At 59.1% G+C, this 17,375-nt stretch carries 21 protein-coding genes and 1 tRNA gene; 21 read left to right on the top strand and 1 reads right to left on the bottom strand.

The window, feature by feature from the left end:
* Positions 1–20 precede the first annotated feature (20 nt).
* The 21 genes from P2T68_RS02825 (at position 21) to P2T68_RS02925 (ending at position 17,159) form a co-directional block, all read left to right on the top strand.
* Positions 21–248: a hypothetical protein gene (locus P2T68_RS02825; RefSeq protein WP_049710508.1), complete on the top strand. Its 228-nt coding sequence runs from the start codon at positions 21–23 to the stop codon at positions 246–248.
* 2 nt (positions 249–250) lie between these two features.
* Positions 251–727, top strand: a complete 477-nt coding sequence (locus tag P2T68_RS02830; RefSeq protein ID WP_277379025.1) for a head-tail connector protein — start codon at positions 251–253, stop codon at positions 725–727.
* On the top strand, positions 727–1,065 hold the full coding sequence (locus tag P2T68_RS02835; RefSeq protein WP_277379026.1) for a phage head closure protein: 339 nt from the start codon (positions 727–729) through the stop codon (positions 1,063–1,065). The genes P2T68_RS02830 and P2T68_RS02835 overlap by 1 nt, the downstream gene beginning before the upstream one ends.
* The gene (locus tag P2T68_RS02840; protein ID WP_277379027.1) at positions 1,058–1,504 is read left to right on the top strand and encodes an HK97-gp10 family putative phage morphogenesis protein; all 447 of its coding nucleotides are present in this window, start codon (positions 1,058–1,060) and stop codon (positions 1,502–1,504) included. The genes P2T68_RS02835 and P2T68_RS02840 overlap by 8 nt, the downstream gene beginning before the upstream one ends.
* The gene (locus tag P2T68_RS02845; RefSeq protein WP_277379028.1) at positions 1,501–1,866 is read left to right on the top strand and encodes a DUF3168 domain-containing protein; all 366 of its coding nucleotides are present in this window, start codon (positions 1,501–1,503) and stop codon (positions 1,864–1,866) included. Before P2T68_RS02840 ends, P2T68_RS02845 begins: the two co-directional genes overlap by 4 nt.
* Positions 1,867–1,953: 87 nt before the next feature.
* Complete coding sequence (locus tag P2T68_RS02850; protein WP_277379029.1) at positions 1,954–2,697, top strand: phage tail tube protein; 744 nt, start codon at positions 1,954–1,956, stop codon at positions 2,695–2,697.
* Between the two features lie 9 nt (positions 2,698–2,706).
* Complete coding sequence (locus P2T68_RS02855; RefSeq protein WP_213552228.1) at positions 2,707–3,066, top strand: phage tail assembly chaperone family protein, TAC; 360 nt, start codon at positions 2,707–2,709, stop codon at positions 3,064–3,066.
* 29 nt (positions 3,067–3,095) lie between these two features.
* A complete protein-coding gene (locus P2T68_RS02860) occupies positions 3,096–3,374 on the top strand; it encodes a hypothetical protein (protein ID WP_277379030.1) in 279 nt (92 codons plus the stop codon).
* 3 nt (positions 3,375–3,377) lie between these two features.
* The gene (locus P2T68_RS02865; RefSeq protein ID WP_277379031.1) at positions 3,378–6,278 is read left to right on the top strand and encodes a phage tail tape measure protein; all 2,901 of its coding nucleotides are present in this window, start codon (positions 3,378–3,380) and stop codon (positions 6,276–6,278) included.
* Between the two features lie 46 nt (positions 6,279–6,324).
* A complete protein-coding gene (locus P2T68_RS02870; protein ID WP_277379032.1) occupies positions 6,325–6,663 on the top strand; it encodes a phage tail protein in 339 nt (112 codons plus the stop codon).
* A complete protein-coding gene (locus tag P2T68_RS02875; protein WP_277379033.1) occupies positions 6,660–8,465 on the top strand; it encodes a tail fiber protein in 1,806 nt (601 codons plus the stop codon). The genes P2T68_RS02870 and P2T68_RS02875 overlap by 4 nt, the downstream gene beginning before the upstream one ends.
* Entirely contained in the window at positions 8,465–8,833 is a 369-nt protein-coding gene (locus P2T68_RS02880; RefSeq protein ID WP_277379034.1) for a hypothetical protein, read from the top strand. The genes P2T68_RS02875 and P2T68_RS02880 overlap by 1 nt, the downstream gene beginning before the upstream one ends.
* 59 nt (positions 8,834–8,892) lie before the next feature.
* Positions 8,893–9,576 carry a phage minor tail protein L gene (locus tag P2T68_RS02885; protein ID WP_277379035.1) on the top strand — a complete coding sequence of 228 codons (684 nt, stop codon included), beginning with the start codon at positions 8,893–8,895 and terminating at the stop codon, positions 9,574–9,576.
* Positions 9,577–9,579: 3 nt separating this feature from the next.
* Positions 9,580–10,350 (top strand): Mov34/MPN/PAD-1 family protein, encoded by a 771-nt coding sequence (locus tag P2T68_RS02890; RefSeq protein WP_277379036.1) that lies wholly within the window; start codon positions 9,580–9,582, stop codon positions 10,348–10,350.
* A 42-nt stretch (positions 10,351–10,392) separates the two neighbouring features.
* Complete coding sequence (locus P2T68_RS02895) at positions 10,393–10,737, top strand: hypothetical protein (protein ID WP_277379037.1); 345 nt, start codon at positions 10,393–10,395, stop codon at positions 10,735–10,737.
* Between the two features lie 52 nt (positions 10,738–10,789).
* Entirely contained in the window at positions 10,790–11,368 is a 579-nt protein-coding gene (locus tag P2T68_RS02900; protein ID WP_277379038.1) for a tail assembly protein, read from the top strand.
* Between the two features lie 59 nt (positions 11,369–11,427).
* Positions 11,428–14,520: a host specificity protein J gene (locus P2T68_RS02905; RefSeq protein ID WP_277379039.1), complete on the top strand. Its 3,093-nt coding sequence runs from the start codon at positions 11,428–11,430 to the stop codon at positions 14,518–14,520.
* 334 nt (positions 14,521–14,854) lie between these two features.
* Entirely contained in the window at positions 14,855–15,511 is a 657-nt protein-coding gene (locus tag P2T68_RS02910; protein ID WP_277379040.1) for a hypothetical protein, read from the top strand.
* A gap of 39 nt (positions 15,512–15,550) precedes the next feature.
* Positions 15,551–16,240, top strand: a complete 690-nt coding sequence (locus tag P2T68_RS02915; RefSeq protein ID WP_277379041.1) for a glycoside hydrolase family 19 protein — start codon at positions 15,551–15,553, stop codon at positions 16,238–16,240.
* Positions 16,237–16,644 carry a DUF6527 family protein gene (locus tag P2T68_RS02920; protein ID WP_277379042.1) on the top strand — a complete coding sequence of 136 codons (408 nt, stop codon included), beginning with the start codon at positions 16,237–16,239 and terminating at the stop codon, positions 16,642–16,644. The genes P2T68_RS02915 and P2T68_RS02920 overlap by 4 nt, the downstream gene beginning before the upstream one ends.
* A complete protein-coding gene (locus tag P2T68_RS02925; protein WP_277379730.1) occupies positions 16,644–17,159 on the top strand; it encodes a lysis system i-spanin subunit Rz in 516 nt (171 codons plus the stop codon). Before P2T68_RS02920 ends, P2T68_RS02925 begins: the two co-directional genes overlap by 1 nt.
* Positions 17,160–17,275: 116 nt before the next feature.
* Here P2T68_RS02925 and P2T68_RS02930 read toward each other — a convergent pair.
* Positions 17,276–17,351: transfer RNA gene (locus tag P2T68_RS02930), tRNA-Thr, on the bottom strand.
* Positions 17,352–17,375: the final 24 nt, after the last annotated feature.

Here is a 17,375-nt window from a genome sequence, read left to right on the forward strand (position 1 = left end):
GTAACCGGGCGTGTTTGCACATGGCAGATATCAAAGTCACAACCCGCAAGAGCTTTCGCGGAATCGAGGGTTATGTGAAGAAAAACACGACCATCGAAGTTGATGAGTTCCGCGCTCGAGAGCTTTTGCGCAGCGGTCTGATTGAGGACTACGAAATGAAAAGCGCCGAGAAGCCTGAAAACAAGCAGGCCCCAACCCCTTCGAATAAAGCTGCGCCAAAACCCGCAGCCAAGAAAAAGGCCGACTGAACATGAGTGTGATCGACATCGAACTGGCCATGAAGCATCTGCTCGCAGAGCCTGAAGACCAGGTCCTGGTGCAGTCGCAGCTGGATGGCGCTGAAGAGGCTGCCCAGCAGTTCCTGCAGCGCCGGTTCTTTGCCGATCAGGCTGCTGTTGATCTTGCCAAATCGACTGTAATCGCTCGAACCCAGGCGGCCCGCACTGTTTATAGGGCGGCTTTGGTGGTGGCAGATGATCCGGTTAATGCTGATGACCGTTGCCGGCTTCGTGAGCGTGCTCGCCAAGCGTTGTCCGACGCTTTCGAGGCCATCGACATGGACGACTTCGGGATCGTGATCAACAAGGCGATCGAGGCGGCCTGCTTGATCAAGCTGGGGCACCTGTTCGCCAATCGTGAAGAGGTGGTGGTTGGCAGCACTGCTGTGGAGCTTCCCCTCGCGAGTAAATCACTGCTGATGCCATATCGCATCAGGATGGGTGTGTGATGCGCGCCGGGCGCTTGCGGCACCGCATAGAGTTTCAGGCAAAGGCCATGGTCCAGAACCCCGAGAACGGTGAAATGGTCCCAACCTGGCAAAGCATTCGTGACAAGGTGCCGGCCGCGTATGAGCCGTTAAGCTCCAAGGACCTATTTGCGGCTCAGGCCGCACAGTCACAGGCCACAGTGAGATTCGTGATACGTCACTGGTCCGGGATTTTGCCGACCATGCGAATTCTTCACCGCGGCAAGATCTACAACCTCGAGGGCGAGCCTTTGCCCGATCGCGTGTCGGGCCTGGATTATTTGACGATCCTTGCAAAAACGGGGGTGAACGATGGCTGACTGGGTCTCGTACAACCTCACCGGCGCAGACGCGCTGTCAGCCAGGTTTAAGGGGCTGACCGAGGAGATGCGCCGCAAGGTCGTCATGCCGGCGGCCAAGGACGCAATGGACATCGTGCTGATCGACGCGAAGGACCGTGCATCGCGCATTGATGACCCGGAAACCGCCAACTTCATCCCGGCCAACCTGGCAATGGTGGAGCGTAAAGCCCTGGGCGAAGAGCTCGGCGCGGTAGTGATCTCGGTCGGCGTGCGAATGCGCAAGCGCGGACAGAAGGGCGGCAACACGTTCTACTGGTGGTGGGTGGAGCTCGGGACCGAAAAGAACCGGGCAAAACCATTCCTTCGGCCGGCCCTTGCCAACAACCGTGAGCAGCTGTTCCAGGAATTCCTCAGTTCGGCGAAGTATCAGCTGATCAAGCTGGGGGTGAATGAATGACCGCGCCTATTTTTCAGGTGTGCTGCGCGAGCCAGGCCGTCACTGCGCTGCTAGGTACCGGCCCGACGCGCCTTTACCCGCATGGCGAGGCCCCTGAGGGGGTAGAGCGGCCCTATGCCGTCTGGCAGGTCATCAGCGGATCGCCGATCAACTTCCTCAACTGCGTACCAAGCACGGACCGCTACGGCCTTCAGGTCGACGTGTACGCAGAAACCGCTTCTTCCGCTGAGGCCGTAGTGATGGCGCTGCGTCGGGTGATTGCCCAGCACGCGTATGTCACCGGTTTCGGGATCGACGACAAGGATAAGGACACACACAGCTACCGCAAAGGCTTCGACGTTGCCTGGTTGGTGAGTTTGTAGCCGTAAACCAGAAAAGAACGACCCGCTCCGGCGGGTTTTTTTATGCCCGCTCAAAAGTGATTTTCCAGGAAAATCGGGGAGTACAAATTGACGATTAAAACCCAAGGCACGGACCTCTATGCCATCGACCCCCTCACCAAAGCGATTTTGGTGGTGGGCTGCTTCACCTCCCTGGACGGGATTGATACCAGCATCGCGCAGATCGAAACGACCTGCATGAACTCCAGCGCGCGCGAATACGAGGCCGGTCTCGCAGAGCCTGGCTCGGCGTCGTTCGGTCTGAACATCGATCCGCAAAAACCCGCGCACGTACGCCTGCATCAACTCAAAACCGCCGGCACCAAACTGCTTTGGGCGATCGGCTGGTCTGACGGCCGCGTGGTGAACGCCCAAGGCGACCTGGAAGGCATCCCGCCGACTGTCACGCAGGAAGGCTCTCTTTCTGCCATCAGCCTCACCAGTGGCGGCACTGGCTACACCTCAGCCCCGGCTGTTGCATTGACCGGCGGCGGCGGTACCGGCGCGACTGCCACGGCTATCGTTTCGGCTGGCTCGGTGACCGGCTTCACCATCACCAATGCGGGCTCCGGTTACACCTCGGCCCCGAGCATCGCGCTCACAGGCGGTGGCGGCGGAACCGGCGCGGCCGCGACTGCTGTTGTCGGCTCTGAAGTCGATTTCGACCTGCCGAACACCCGCACCTGGATCACCTTCGAGGGCTACATGAACAGCTTCCCGTTCAGCTTCGCGCTGAATGACGTTGTGAAGTCCACCGTCGGCATCCAGGTATCGGGTGATCCGGTATTCGTCCCTAAAGTCATCGCTCCTTAAGGAATAACCATGGATCTCAGCATCAAAGCCCTGGCCGCCGCCGGCGCATTCGCCGGAACGGCTGTGAAAAAAGACATCAAGTGGTTTTCCGGCGGGAAGACCCAGGCGGCCACCATCTACGTGCGCCAGGAGTCGTTCACCGAGTTGACTCAGCGCTGGGATTCGAAAGAAGCCAGTGGTGATGTGTTCGCCGAGCGCATTGCAAACAACATCCTCAAGAAAGACGGCTCACCGGTGTTCTCGGTTGCCGATGTGCTTGGTACCAATGACACCGGCAACGGCCCCCTGTGCGCACAGTTGACCCTGGCACTGCTGGCCGCGCTCAACGAGGCGAACGGTGTCGGCGAAGGGGCTGAAGAAAAAAAATAGGGCCCGCCGATGAGTTCTGGCATGAGCTGGTGCTCAACGGCATCGGCGGGCGATCCGTAGCCGAAGCAAAGGCCAGCCTCAGTTATACCGAGGCGCTTTCGTGGATGGCTTACGTTGAGCAAAACGGAACGCTGAACTTGGGCCTGAAAATCGAGCGGGGTTTCGCCCTGCTCGCCACCATTTTGAACAACGTGCACGGCGGCAAGGCGACTTTCGACGATTTTCTGCCCGTGCGCGGCGCAGCGGCTGAGGAAGTTGAGACATCCGCATATGACCTGTTCAGTTTGCTGCAGTCGGTCAAGAGGTGATTTATGGCTGTTGATTCACTTGGCCAGCTGACGGTCGATCTGGTGGCCAACACCGGCGGCTTCGAAAAAGGCATGGATCGGGCAGAGCGCAAGCTCAAGTCCACCACCAAAGAGGCCGCTTACCAGGCGAAGGAGCTGGATAAGCTCGTAGGCCGCATTGATCCAGTCGTGGCGGCATACAGTCGCCTCGACAAGATGGAGGAGCAGCTCCAGGCCCACCGCAAGGCAGGGCGACTGCCCACCGCCGAGTTCGACCTTTACAAGAAAAAGATCGACGAGCAGCGCGCCTCGATTGAGCAAACCGACAAGGTAATGCTCAAGAACGGCCAAACTGCCAAGCAGTACGCGGCGAACTTGCGCGGCGTGCCTGCCCAGTTCACGGACATCGCCGTTTCACTTCAGGCCGGCCAGAACCCGATGACGGTGTTCTTGCAGCAGGGCGGCCAACTCAAGGATATGTTCGGTGGTGTCGTTCCAGCGGCAAAGGCTCTCGGGGGCTACGTACTCGGCCTGGTAAACCCATTCACCGTTGCCGCCGCTGCGGCCGCGGTTCTGGCCTTGGCGTACAAGCAGGGCAGTGACGAGGCCACCGCTTACAACACCTCCCTGGCGATGACGGGCAATACCGCCGGCACTACTTCGGGTCAGCTTTCAGCGTTGGCCCAGCAGATTGCGCAGTCCAACGGCACCGTCGGGAAAGCCTCGGCTGTATTGGCGCAGTTGGCCGGCTCGACGCGCATTCCGGTGCAGGCGTTCCAGGGCATTGCTGACGCTGCAATCCGTTTCGAGTCGGCGACTGGGCAGGCGGCAGAGGAAACGGTCAAGAACTTCGAGAAAATCGCGAAGGACCCGACTGCGGAAATTCTGAAGCTCAACGAGTCGATGAACTTCCTGACGGCTACGACCTACGAGCAGATCAAGGCGCTCCAAGAGCAGGGAAAAACCCAGGACGCGGCGGCGCTGGCAAACGACACCTATGAGAAGGGTCTCAACCGCACATCCGACTCAGTGAAAAAGAACCTCGGCTATCTCGAAGTCAGCTGGAACGCTGTCAAGAGCGCCGCCAAGGGGGCATGGGACGCCGCGCTAAACATCGGCCGTGAGGACACTCTCGATCAGCAGATCGAGGCGTTGGACAAGCAGCTAAACAGCATCGCTGAAGCGCGAAAGCTGAATAAGGCTGACGGCTTTGGGAATCTGGCACCCGACGATAGCTATCGAACCCAGGCCCTGGAAGCTGAGCGCACCCAAAAACTTGTGCTCAAGGCGGAGGAAGACCGGCGGGCAGCTTCGAAGGGTTTCCAGCAGCAGCAACAGCAGCAGGCTCTTTCAGATCAGGTTGCCCTGGACAAACTGAGAAAGGAAACGGAAACCAACGCCGACAAGCGCGCCCGGGAGTTAGGCGAATATCGACTACTGGTCGAGCGTCGAATCATCCAGGCTAAAGCCTCTGGCGATAAGTCACTGTTGATCTCTCCCGATCAGCAGGCGAAAGACATCGCCAATATCAACGACAAGTACAAAGACCCAAAGGCCGCAAAAACACCGCAATACCGCGAAGACGCGGGCATGAAGATGCTCGACTCGCTTCGTCAGCAAAACGCGGCGCTTCAGGTTCAGTCCGGTTCGATTGATGAGCAAACCGGGAAGTACGCAACGCTCGGTGTCCAGGCGCAAGCCCTGGCGAAGTTTGAACAGCAGATCGCCGATATCAAGACGAAGGATATCCAGACGGCCGATCAGAAGTCGCTGCTCGCAAATGAAGCGCTGATCACGGCACAACTCAAGCGCAACGTTGCGCTCGAGCAGGAAGTGGCCGCACGGAAAAGGAGCTACGAGGAGGCACAGAAACTTCAAGCCTTCGAGGAGAACCTGAAAAGCCAGCTATCAAGCGCCCAGGTTGGTATCGACAACACCCTGGCAGGCGCCGGCATGGGCCAGCAGCAAAAGCAGCGCCTGCAGGAGCAGCTGAGCATTCAGCAGTCCTACCAGTCCCAACTGGATAGACTCGAGGCTCAGCACAACAAGGGCGAGATCAGCGACGATCTCTACGCCAAGGAAACCACGGCCCTGCGGTCTGCGCTTGATCAGCGCATGGCGATGCAGACCAAGTATTACCAGGATCTGGACAAAGCCCAGGGCGATTGGACATTGGGGGCTCAGTCGGCTTACGAGGACTACCTGGAGAGTGCGCGCAACGCTGCCGAGCAAAGCCACAACCTGTTCAGTAATGCATTTAGCTCCATGGAAGATGCGATCGCGCAGTTCGCGTTGACGGGCAAGCTCTCCTTCTCGGATCTGGCCAAGTCGATTTTGGCTGATATGGCGAAAATTGCCGCCAGGCAGGCTGCGTCGTCGGCTCTGAGCGCCCTTTTCGGGGCGGCCAGTTCTGCCATAGGCGCCTATTTTGGCGGTGCAGGGGGGGCCACTGGTGCCGCAACAGCGGGCGGGGCGGCGCAAGGGGCAGCCAATTTCGGTAGCCAGTTTGACGCCAGCGCGGGCTCGGTTAAATGGCCGGCGTTCTCCGATGGAGGATGGACTGGGCCTGGAGGCAAGCATGAGCCTAAGGGCGTGGTGCACGGTGATGAATTCGTTCTCCGCAAGGAAGTGGTTCAGCAGCCTGGTATGCGCGAATACCTGGAGCGGCTCAACAAGCGCGGATATGCAGACGGCGGCTATGTCGGTCTTGGTGGCGGTTCTTCTTCATCTCCGGCGTCTGGCGGCGCGATATCCATTCAGCAAACGATCGTAGTGCCGGACACCGGCAGCGGATCGCCGGATGACGCCCAGGGCCAGGCTGTAGCACAAGCCTATGCGAAGGCGGCAAAACAGGGAGCCCAAGAACAGATCGCCCGAGATCTGAAGCCGGGCGGTCAAATTTGGGCGGCCATCAACGGTCGCTGATCAGACCCCGCTTCGGCGGGGTTCTTTTTTTGCCGAGTGATGAAATATGGCCATTGAGGTTTTTACGTGGTGCCCGAAAGTCGAGCCGGTTGGCACGACAAGCTTTCGAAACAAGTCGGCAAAGTTCGGGGATGGCTACGAGCAGAGGGCCAAGGACGGCATAAACAATCGATCGGAGTCCTGGCCGTTAACGTTCGTTGGCGCCAGAGCAAAGATCATGCTCATCAAAGACTTTCTGGATGCCAGGGCCGGTGTCGACCCTTTCTACTGGACACCACCGTTGGGCACCCAGGCGCTTTTCCGCTGCGACAGCTACCAGGCCTCACCACTGGGCGCTGATATTTTTTCACTGACAGCAACCTTCGAACAGGCATTTCACCCATGAGTATTGTTCCTCTCAACATCGGCTCCGCGCCGAACGATGGGAATGGCCAGGATCTGCGTTCAGGTGGCCAAGTCATCAACGCAAACTTCGCCGAACTCGATCAGCGCGCCGCGGCAGCTCAATCGGCGGCCGATGGCGCGCAAGCTGCTGCCGATGCCGCTATACCTGGAACACAGAAAGGCCAGCCGAATGGTGTCGCGGGCCTGGACGGAAACGGCACGGTACCTGCCAGCCAGTTGCCGAGCTACGTCGACGATGTGCTTGAGTTCGACAGCTTCGCCACGCTTCCCGCGACTGGCGAGACCGGCAAGATCTACATCACCAAAGACACCAACAGCCAATACCGCTGGAGCGGCACACAGTATATTTTGCTCACGGCCTCGCCCGGCTCTACTGACGCGGTGCCGGAGGGCGCGGTCAACAAGTATTGGACCTTGGCACGCACGCTCGGCAGCGTACTCACCGGTCTGGTAACGACGAATCCAGCGGTGATCGCGGCAACAGACACGGTCCTTGCTGCCTTCGGGAAGCTGCAAAAGCAGATCACCGACTTGGCCTCGAGCAAGGCCAATAACGGAGCCAATAGTGATATCACCTCACTTGGCGGTCTCACAACTCCGCTCAGCAAAGCACAGGGCGGCACGGGAAGTTCCAACGGAATCCCTGTGATGGCTGGTGCTACCGCTGCTGCGCCAGGGGTAGCAGGTCTTGCGCCGGCCGGCGCAGCTGGCGACCAGGATAAGTTCCTAACCGCCGGCGGGGTGTACAAGGAGGCTGGTGGTGCAGCTCTGCCAGTTGGCTCGATCGTTCCCTGGCCAGTTTCACGAAGCACGCTGCCGGCCGGATGGATCGCTCGCGACGGGCAGTTGCTCAATCGCGCGGACTGGCCGGATCTGTGGGCACTGGTATCGGCGAGCGCTGTAACTGATGCCGCATGGCTCGCTGCTCCATACACATCGCGAGGCAGGTACTCCAGCGGCGATGGCTCGACCACGTTCCGCATGCCGGACACCAACGCCAAGCACGCCGATGGCAATACCATTGCGGCGATGTTTCTTCGTGGTGATGGGAAGAATTCTGCCGGCACTGCCGGGCTGCATGCCGCAGATCAGGTTCAAGGCATGAAGCACCGCACGATGCTCGCTGCCTCGGCAGGTGGACAGGCGGGCTTTACTGCGGATGCGGCGATAACTAATGGGCTGGTCGCAGGTGCAAGTAACGTCAACCTCTATTCCTCTCACACTGGCGGCCCTGTAACGGACAGCATCAATGGCGCCCCACGGGTCGGCACAGAAACCCGCCCATCCGCCGAAACCGTCATCTGGTGCACCGTCGGCGCAGGCAAGGCGACCAACCCTGGATCTGTAGACGTGACGGCACTGGCTACCACGGTTTCACAGCAATCGGGTCGTCTTGATGCGCTTGAATCTTCCGCGGGATTCACTGTTCTTTACCCGAACGGAGGTACTGCTGCCTCACCAGCTGCAATTGGTGCAAATCAGAGGTATGTCGTTACAAACCCATTCCCGGGCTTTCATGTGTTTGTGAGGGTGGATGTTCTTTGGAACGGTATTTGGTCCGATCCAGGTTGGGGGGACAACGCAGGCAGCGCTGGCAACTCTTACGGAACAAGGGTTAGTCAGTTTTTCGGAACCGGTGATATTGCAGTTCAAACTGGCATTAACGCAGTTATGCTGGCAACTTCAGCTCAAGCCGGTGGCGGGCATGGCGCAACGGGGGGCGCACTTATCGCTAGCGCTCAGTGCAGACTGAAAGTCTGGAAACTCAAGGGAGCTGCGTAATGATGAGGTATTACGGGATTTTGGGCCAAAGCATCTGCGAAGTCGATGAGACCGATAAGGGCCCTGATGAAGGCTGGATTGAGATGTCAGGCCCCCGCCCAAGCTCAATCGATTACACCGCCAAAGAGGATGGCACTTGGGAAATCACAACCGAAACCCTAACTGCGAAACTTCGTCAAACTGAGATCGCGTGGCGTGACGCTGAGATGCCTACGGCGCAACAGAACGTGACTGCAATAGAATACGGCGAGGAAGATATCCCAGGCACCGCTCAGCAGTGGCAGAAGTACTGGCTGTCCCTGCGCAAGTGGACTAGTGATAACCCCGACTTTCCCGACAGCGCCAAGCGTCCAGTCGCGCCTACCTGATCGTTACCAGAACACCGATACCCGCGATGAGCGGGTTTTTTATTGCCCGAGGAAACCGTATGCCGATCACGGCCGACATCCAGACCCTGGAGCCCGGCGCGTGGGTGGAGCTATTTGAGCTCGATGCCACGTTGCTGGGTGCCGAGCTTTACCGATTTCACGGATACCCGCAGCAGTCGCCGATCTTCTGGCAAGGCCTGGAGTACTCGCCGTGGCCTATCAAGGCGGGCGGCTTCGAGATGACTGGCCAGGGCGCGCAGCCCACGCCAACGCTCTCCGTGGGCAACGTCGGCGGCTTCATCACTGCCTTGGTGCTGTATTTCGAGGACCTGGTGGGCGCGAAGCTCATTCGCCACCGAACCTTGGGCAAGTACCTGGACGGCCAGCCCGAGGCGGACCCTGACGAGGAGCTGCCGCCGGACATCTGGTACGTGGAGCGCAAGTCCTCAGAAGACAATGAAGTGGTCCAGTTCGAGCTGGCTTCTGCGCTGGACTTCCAGGGTGTCCAGCTGCCGCGCCGCCAGATCGTGGCCAACGTGTGCTGGTGGCTTTCCTGCGGCGGATATCGCGGGCCGTACTGCGGCTACAACGGGCCGCCGGTGGCAGACGAGAACGACATCATCGTGACCGATGCCGCCAAGGATAAGTGCGGCGGGCGGCTCACCAGCTGCAAGCTTCGCTTCGGCGCCAATAACCCGCTGCCGTACGGATCTTTCCCGGCCGCCGGCCTGATCAGGGCTTAACCCATGAACAAAGCAAGCAAGGCAGCAATTGAGGCTCATGCGCTCGCGGAGTACCCCCGCGAGTGCTGCGGGCTGCTGGTGCGCGAGGGCCGCAAGGAAGTCTACGTGCCGTGCCGCAACACCGCCTCGACGCCCAGCGAGCATTTCCGCCTGGCGCCGGAGGACTACGCCACCGCCGAGGACCGTGGCGCGGTCCTAGCAGTGGTGCACAGCCACCCGGACTACCCAGCAGCACCCAGCGAGGCCGATCGCATCTCTTGCGAGGCATCGGCACTGCCGTGGCACATCCTGGAAGTGCGAAAGGGAGACGACGACGTGGTGCGCGCCGGCGAGATGGTGAGTTTTGCGCCGTCCGGTTACCAGGCTCCGCTGATTGGCCGGGCCTTTGCGCACGGCGTCAGCGACTGCCTGAGCATCATCCTCGACTTCTACCGCCGCGAGTTGGACATCGAGCTTGGCGACTTCGAGCGCGAAGACGGCTGGTGGGATAAGGGCGGCAACCTGTACCTGGAGAATCTGCCGGCCGCCGGCTTCGAGAAGGTATCGACGCTGCAGCACGGCGACCTGGTGCTGATGCAGATTCGCTCACCGGTTCCCAACCACGCTGCGATCTATCTGGCCGACGGCGTGCTGAAGACTGAGCCGGACCACTACCCGGCGCCCGGGTCGATCCTGCACCACCTCTACAACCGCGACAGCAAGCGCGACGTGTACGGTGGCTACTGGTCCGAGGTGACGGTCGGCTACTGGCGGCACCGGGACGCCAAGCCCTGATCAAAATGTTATCGTCTGGCCAAATCACATGGAGTTGACGATATGCGTATTTTTGTCGCGGCCCTTGGCTTGCTGATACTTGCAGGCTGTGTCGGTCCCAGCGAGCTTGCCAAAAACAAGCCGTCGATCACGGTAAGTACAAGCAAAAGCCCCAAGGCGTACGCTCTTTGCGTATTCCCGAAGTGGCAGGCGGCCAGGACGGACTCGTCGATGGTTGAGACCGAAACCGGTTATAGGCTGCTGGTGGCGAGCAACAACATGGCTGATGAGCTTCTCGAGATCAATAAGTCCTCCTCAGGGAGCAAAGTCGCTCTCTATCAGCGCATGGCATGGTCCATGATGATGGGGCGCGAGGCTATCGAGTCATCGGTTAGATCGTGTCTTTGATTAAGCGAACCTAAAGCCGCCTCCGGGCGGTTTTTTATTGCCCGGAGAAATAATGAGCAGTTCGACCTCAGAAGAAAAAATGCAGACCGTTCTCCTCTCGGGCTCTCTGGCCCGTCTTTTTGGGCGCGAACACCGCATGACTACAAGTGGTGGATTCCGAGACGTGATGGGCTATTTCAAGCAGTTCCCTGGCTTCGAGAAGTTCATGGTTGGAAGCGCCGAAAAAGGTCTGAGATTCGCCGTTTTCAACGGTCGAGAAAATATCGGAGAGGCGGAGATGAATAAGCCGACCGGACGGGACGTGATTCGCATCGTTCCGGTAATCGCCGGCTCTAAGCGTGCGGGCCTGCTGCAGACGGTTCTCGGCGCCGTACTTTTGGTCGCGAGTATCTGGTTTCCTGGTCTAGCACCTTATGGATTCGCGCTATTCGCCGGCGGAGCTCTTCAGCTTTTGAGTCCGCAAGCCAAAGGCCTCGGCACCCAGGACGGCCCAAACAACCGGCCCAGCTACAGCTTCAACGGGCCGGTAAATACCAGCGTTCAGGGCAACCCCGTCCCGCTGCTTTACGGCCGGATGATCGTTGGCAGCGCTGTGATCAGCGCCGGCATTTACTCAGAAGACCAGATGTAAGCGCCCACCCACCACCAGGCCCGCCACCGCGCGGGCTTTTTTTCGCCTGAAGGAAAGCCATGACCAATCTAGCTATCGCCGGCAGCAAGGGCGGCGAGGATAAGCCGCGCCCGTCAGTTGAGGCCCCTGACAACCTGCAAAGCGTTGCGTACGCCCGAATTCTGGACCTGGTAAGTGAGGGTGAAATTGTCGGTTTGGTGGACGGCATGCGCTCCGTCTTCCTTGGTGAAACGCCGCTGGCCAACGCGGATGGTTCACTGAACTTCAGTGGTGTGACGCTCGATGTTCGGACGGGCAGTCAGGACCAGCTGCATATCCCAGGCTTCCCCTCGGTGGAAAGCGAGGTCGGGGTTGGCGTAGAACTCCGTTACGACCAGCCGTGGGTGAGGGCTGTCACCAATCTTCAGTTGTCGGCAGAGCGTGTCCGAATTTCAGTGCCTCGGCTCGCGCAGACAAACACCTCGAACGGCGACACCAACGGCTATACCGTGCAGTACCGGATCGAACTCTCTACTGACGGCGGCCCATACGTGCCTATGGTTATTTCGTCGTTCAGCGGCAAAACTTCGACGAAGTACGAGCGGTCCCATCGGGTTGATCTTCCCCCGGCCAACAGTGGTTGGCAGGTACGCGTGGTGAGAACCACCCCAAACGCGACCAGTTCCGCCATCGCCGACACCACTACCATCGACGCGATCACGGAAGTAATCGACGCGAAGCTGCGCTACCCGGGCTCGGCGATGATTGGCGTCCAGTTCGACGCTTCTCAGTTCCAGTCGATCCCGACACGCTCGTTCGACTTGTACGGTCGAATCATCAGGGTACCGAGCAATTACGATCCCGCGACCCGTATCTACTCTGGTGTCTGGGACGGCAGCTTTAAAAGCGCGTGGACCGATAACCCCGCCTGGATCTTCTACGACCTGCTGCTGCACTTTCGCTATGGGCTGGGTCACCTCCTGAACGCTGGCCAGGTCGACAAGTGGGAGCTTTACCGGATCGGCCAGTACTGCGATCAGCTGGTTCCGGACGGCAAAGGCGGGACTCACCCGCGCTTCACCTGCAATCTTTACTTATCTGTGCGCGCCGACGCCTTGCGCGTGCTGCAGGACCTTTCGACGACATTCCGTGGCATGGCTTATTGGGCTGCCGGGTCTGTCACTGCTGTGTGCGACATGCCAGAGGACCCCGTTTACACCTATTCGAACGCTAACGTGATTGACGGGAAATTCGGCTACTTCGGCTCGTCTAAGAAAACGCGCTACACCGTAGCCCTGGTTAGCTGGAATGACCCGACAGACTTCTACCGGCAGAAGGTCGAGTATGTTGATGACCAGGCGGGGATCAGCCGCTACGGCATTCAGCAGACAGAAATCACTGCTACGGGGTGCACTTCCCAGGCCCAGGCCCAACGGATCGGTAAGTGGGCTCTGCTCACCAACCGTCTGGAGACGGAGAGCGTGGGTTTCTCGGTTGGCCTCGACGGCACCCTGGCGCGCCCGGGGCAGATTATTCGCATCGCAGACAACGACCGCGCGGGTCGCCGCATTGGTGGGCGGCTGCGCTCTTCCACGCTCGATACGCTCGTCCTCGATGCCGACGTGACCGCTTACCCGGGCGATACCATCACGCTGATCATGCCGAACGGCAAAGCCATTTCCCGGGCGGTTAAATCCGTTGGCTATCCGCTGACCTGGGACAGTACGGGTATCACCTGGGACAACGGCAACATCACCATGGACACCACGGGATTCCCGTCGGACGTGCAACAGGTGGTGCTGGCCGAGCCGCTGGCCGATCTGCCCCCCACTCACTCCATGTGGGCGATCGATTCGCCGACCCTGGCGGTGCAGCAGTTCCGTGTAATGTCCGTGGTTGAGGATTTTTCCGACACGGAGATCAAGTTCACCGTCAACGCAGTTCGCCACAATTCCAGCAAGTACAGTGCGATCGATAACGGGAGCCGCATCGAGCAGCCGCCGGTGACCGTCATTCCGCCGAGCGTCCAGCCCCCACCGGAAAATGTGACAGTCAGCAATGACCACTTCGTCGACCAGGGCACAGCGGTCAGTGTTATGACGATCTCCTGGGAGAAGCCAGAGGCAGCGATCGCCTACGAGGTCTACTGGCGCAAGAACGACGGCGACTGGATCTATCAGGGCCGCACCGGCACCACCTCGGTCGATGTAAGCGGGATCTACGCCGGGCGCTACGTGGCCAAGGTTCGGGCTATCAACTCGCTCGATATTGGTTCCGTGTTTGCGACCTCGGCTGAAACCGTGCTGAACGGAAAGACCACGCCGCCACCGACGGTATCCTCGTTCACGGCTCAGTCGATCGTTTTCGGCATCAAGCTGCAGTGGTCGATCCCTCAGGACCTGAGCACCGCTGACTTGCAGCGCACGGAGATCTGGTACAGCGAGACCTCCGATATTGCCAGCGCGGTCAAGTTCGGTGATTACGCAAACCCGCAGACGGACCTGACGATCATGGGCCTGGCCGCCGGCAAGCGATTCTTCTTCTGGGCGCGCCTGGTGGATCGGATCGGCAACATGGGGGCGTTCTTCGGCCCAGTTAACGGCCAGTCGTCTTCGGATGCTGGCCCTATCCTGGACTACCTAAACGATCAGATCACCGAGACGCAACTCAGCCAGCACCTGCTGGAGAAGATCGATTCGGGCGGCGGTGCCCAGATTGAGATTGATGCCCTCAAGTCCGAGCTGGCGGCGATGTACAGCATCAAGACCCAGCTCACCGTGGACGGGAGGCCGTATCTGGCCGGCATTGGCGTTGGCGTTGAAAACAACGAGGGGATCATCACCAGCCAGGTGCTGATCGCCGCGAGCAGGTTCGCGATCATTGATCCGAACACCACAAACGTCTTTTACCCATTCGTGGTGCAGGACAACGCGGCCTACATCGACACTGCTTTCATCCGTGACGGCAGTATCACGATGCTGAAGATTGGCCAGGCGCTGGAGTCTGACGACTATGAGGAAGGCGTCCAGGGCTGGCGCCTTGATAAAGCGGGGAATTTGGAATTCAACGGGCCGGCACCTGGTGGCGGCCGCCTGACGATGACCAATCGCGCGATCAAGGTTTACGACGAAAACAACGTTAAGAGGGTCCAGCTTGGAGATCTGACCGCATGAGCTTCGGAATGAGAATCTGGGGGCCAACCGGCTTCCTTGAGCTAGATGAAACCTCGTTCACTGTTAGGATTGTGTATTCCGCAGTTGTTCAAAAAGTAGCGGGCGAGAATAGAACGAGGTGGATATCTATTCCTGGTATATCACCAGCAACTCACTCCGCTGTCTGTTTTCCAGTGGGGGCTTACGACACTAGCGCGCAAAACATTGCGTCCATTCAATACATACCCATAGTCGCTGAAGGAGGGCTGACTTTATATTTCGGGCAACCAGGAACAAGAGAGGGAGCCCCTCTAGGTATTGGGCCTCAAAGACTTATGGTGACGAGGTATAGATAATGTCTTTCGGTCTCAGATTCTTAAATAACGATGATGTCGTCACGCTCGACTCTGAGTTTGCAAGACTTGTAGTGCTTCATAAAGGAAGTTTTACGAATGGAGGCTCTGGTGCGAGCGTTTCATTCCCTTCCGTGATCACTTCAGCGGAGCCGCCGCTTGTTTTTGTTCGGCCCAGTTCCTCCTGCACGATGTGCTTTTGCCTTATCAATGGATCTCCGGGTGCCTGGACTGGGTTTTCCTTTCGAGGGATTGTGGGGCAAGCTTATTCGGGTAGTTATTTCGCAGCCGCGTTCAAGGCCTCGCCTGTTGGTAAGTTTGGTCTCAGGCTATGGGATGGCGCTGCAACACTGCTATTTGATAGCTCTAACCCCTGCGCCCAATTTACAAAGACAATTACATCATGGGGTTATCTTGGAGCATCTCAGACCGGGCAGGGAACACTGCGCCTTAGCTGGACGGCATTTACTCCGCTTAACACTGGTGAGTACATGCTTATCAACAATATAGCTATGGACGTTGCCGGTAGTACCTCTCGACAAGGTAATCAGTACGCGGTTTGGGAGTACGAGAACAACAGGTTGGTTATGCAAGTAGTTGGAGTCGATATTCAAACGACTTTGTATACGCCTGTCGTGTGGGCCAAGCCGGTGTCCTAAATATTCGCATTTACCTGTTTCCACATCCTGGAGAAAACTATGCCGATCACCCAGCAGCAGTTGCTGCTAATCCTCCCGAACGCCGGCCCTCGAGCCGGTATTTTTTTGCCTGCGCTGAACCGGGCGATGCTCCGTTTCAATATCGACACACCGAGGCGCCAGGCCGCATTCATAGCGCAGATCGGGCATGAATCAGGCCAGCTGTCGCGCGTTTCCGAGAACCTAAACTACAGCGCTGATGGCCTGGCCAACAGTTGGGCACCTCGTTATGCGGAGCCGGACGGGAAAGGCGGCTACCTGAAGGTCGACGTGAAGGGTAAGGCACGAAACAAGCCAAATGCTCTCGCGCTGAGCCTGGCTGGGAAGCCGGAGGCGATCGCGAACAATGTGTACGCCTCGCGCATGGGCAACGGCTCACCGGCCACTGGTGACGGCTGGAAGTACCGCGGGCGTGGGCTGATCCAGGTGACGGGCAAGTCGAACTTCCTGGCCGCCGGCACGGCGCTGCAGATCGACTTGTTGAATCAGCCCGAACTGCTTGAGCAGGCGGAGTGGGCGGCAATGTCTGCAGCGCACTACTGGGACGCGCGCGGCCTGAACGAGCTAGCAGACGCCGGCGCCTTCCAGGATATCGGCAGCATCATCAACACCGGGCAGCGAGGCAGGGTGCCGAATGGTCAGGACGACCGCCAGGCGCTGTACGAGAAGGCGTTGAAGGTGCTGGCGTGAGTGGCACAGGATTCACCAGGCTGTCGCGGGTGCTGGCCCAGGCCAAGGAGGGCGACCTCTTCTTCAGGTGCCCGGGCTGCGAAATGGTGCACGGCATCTCCACTGGAAAGGGCCCCGGCCCGCGCTGGGGCTACAACGGCAATGCCGAAGCACCTACATTCACGCCGTCGGTGCTTGCTCGAACCACCGGCGCACCTGATGGACGCAGTGTAATGACGCCTGAGGATGAGGCCGAATACGACGCCATCTATGCCAAGGGTGGAAGAGAGGCAGTTTTTGCCAGCCGCTTCGGCAAGGTCTGCCACTCATTCGTCACCAATGGTCGAATCCAGTTCCTGGGCGACTGCACGCATAAGCTGGCCGGTCAGACCGTTGACCTACCTGACTGGGAGGATGAGAAATGATGACGCCCGGGCAGATCCTGGCCGCAATCCTGCTGGCGCTGGTCGTCGGCTTTGGGGGCGCCTGGCAGGTTCAGGATTGGCGGATGGGCAAGCAGCTGGCCGAGCAGGCGGGCCTGCATAAGGATGACTTGGCGGCGATCAGCAACGCCGCATCCGCTCAGGCCCGCGCCGAACAAGATAAGCGGCTGGACCTGGAGCAAAAGCTCTCCGGCCAGGACCAACAACATACCAAGGAATTATCCGATGCCCAGCGCAATCAAGCTCGCCTGCGTGACCAGCTTGCTACTGCTGATGTCCGGCTGTCAGTCCTCCTCGAGGATTCAGCCAGTGGCTGCGACGTGCCTGCCACCCCCGGCGCCGTCGGCGTGGTTCATGCAGCCCGTCGAGCCCAACTTGACCCAGCGCATGCTAAACGAATTATCGCCATCACCGACGACGGGGATAACGCCGTGATCGCGCTGCGGGCGTGCCAGGCGTATGTCAAAACAGTTTCGGGAGCGAGCGCCGGGAGGTAACTTTCTGATGGGCGGCTCTGTGGATAACTCGCGAGCCTCAGAAAACAATTGTACGTCTATTTGTACGTTTGGCAGAAAAACAAAGGGCCTGCATCGCTGCAAGCCCTTGTTTTAAATGGTGCCGGCACCAGGAGTCGAACCCGGGACCTACTGATTACAAGTCAGTTGCTCTACCAACTGAGCTATACCGGCGTGTTAGGGCGACGATTATAGCGA

The sequence above is a fragment of the Pseudomonas sp. G11 genome (genome assembly GCF_029457515.1).
Lineage (GTDB): Bacteria > Pseudomonadota > Gammaproteobacteria > Pseudomonadales > Pseudomonadaceae > Aquipseudomonas > Aquipseudomonas gorinensis.

What these genes read in the sequence shown, in the direction of transcription:
- P2T68_RS02905 (WP_277379039.1), top strand. Translation starts at nt 11,428, where the DNA reads ATGACCAATCTAGCTATCGCCGGCAGCAAGGGCGGCGAGGATAAGCCG.
- P2T68_RS02895 (WP_277379037.1), top strand. Translation starts at nt 10,393, where the DNA reads ATGCGTATTTTTGTCGCGGCCCTTGGCTTGCTGATACTTGCAGGCTGT.
- P2T68_RS02875 (WP_277379033.1), top strand. Translation starts at nt 6,660, where the DNA reads ATGAGTATTGTTCCTCTCAACATCGGCTCCGCGCCGAACGATGGGAAT.
- P2T68_RS02840 (WP_277379027.1), top strand. Translation starts at nt 1,058, where the DNA reads ATGGCTGACTGGGTCTCGTACAACCTCACCGGCGCAGACGCGCTGTCA.
- P2T68_RS02855 (WP_213552228.1), top strand. Translation starts at nt 2,707, where the DNA reads ATGGATCTCAGCATCAAAGCCCTGGCCGCCGCCGGCGCATTCGCCGGA.
- P2T68_RS02825 (WP_049710508.1), top strand. Translation starts at nt 21, where the DNA reads ATGGCAGATATCAAAGTCACAACCCGCAAGAGCTTTCGCGGAATCGAG.
- P2T68_RS02835 (WP_277379026.1), top strand. Translation starts at nt 727, where the DNA reads ATGCGCGCCGGGCGCTTGCGGCACCGCATAGAGTTTCAGGCAAAGGCC.
- P2T68_RS02885 (WP_277379035.1), top strand. Translation starts at nt 8,893, where the DNA reads ATGCCGATCACGGCCGACATCCAGACCCTGGAGCCCGGCGCGTGGGTG.
- P2T68_RS02925 (WP_277379730.1), top strand. Translation starts at nt 16,644, where the DNA reads ATGACGCCCGGGCAGATCCTGGCCGCAATCCTGCTGGCGCTGGTCGTC.
- P2T68_RS02880 (WP_277379034.1), top strand. Translation starts at nt 8,465, where the DNA reads ATGATGAGGTATTACGGGATTTTGGGCCAAAGCATCTGCGAAGTCGAT.
- P2T68_RS02890 (WP_277379036.1), top strand. Translation starts at nt 9,580, where the DNA reads ATGAACAAAGCAAGCAAGGCAGCAATTGAGGCTCATGCGCTCGCGGAG.
- P2T68_RS02870 (WP_277379032.1), top strand. Translation starts at nt 6,325, where the DNA reads ATGGCCATTGAGGTTTTTACGTGGTGCCCGAAAGTCGAGCCGGTTGGC.
- P2T68_RS02830 (WP_277379025.1), top strand. Translation starts at nt 251, where the DNA reads ATGAGTGTGATCGACATCGAACTGGCCATGAAGCATCTGCTCGCAGAG.
- P2T68_RS02915 (WP_277379041.1), top strand. Translation starts at nt 15,551, where the DNA reads ATGCCGATCACCCAGCAGCAGTTGCTGCTAATCCTCCCGAACGCCGGC.
- P2T68_RS02845 (WP_277379028.1), top strand. Translation starts at nt 1,501, where the DNA reads ATGACCGCGCCTATTTTTCAGGTGTGCTGCGCGAGCCAGGCCGTCACT.
- P2T68_RS02900 (WP_277379038.1), top strand. Translation starts at nt 10,790, where the DNA reads ATGAGCAGTTCGACCTCAGAAGAAAAAATGCAGACCGTTCTCCTCTCG.
- P2T68_RS02910 (WP_277379040.1), top strand. Translation starts at nt 14,855, where the DNA reads ATGTCTTTCGGTCTCAGATTCTTAAATAACGATGATGTCGTCACGCTC.
- P2T68_RS02865 (WP_277379031.1), top strand. Translation starts at nt 3,378, where the DNA reads ATGGCTGTTGATTCACTTGGCCAGCTGACGGTCGATCTGGTGGCCAAC.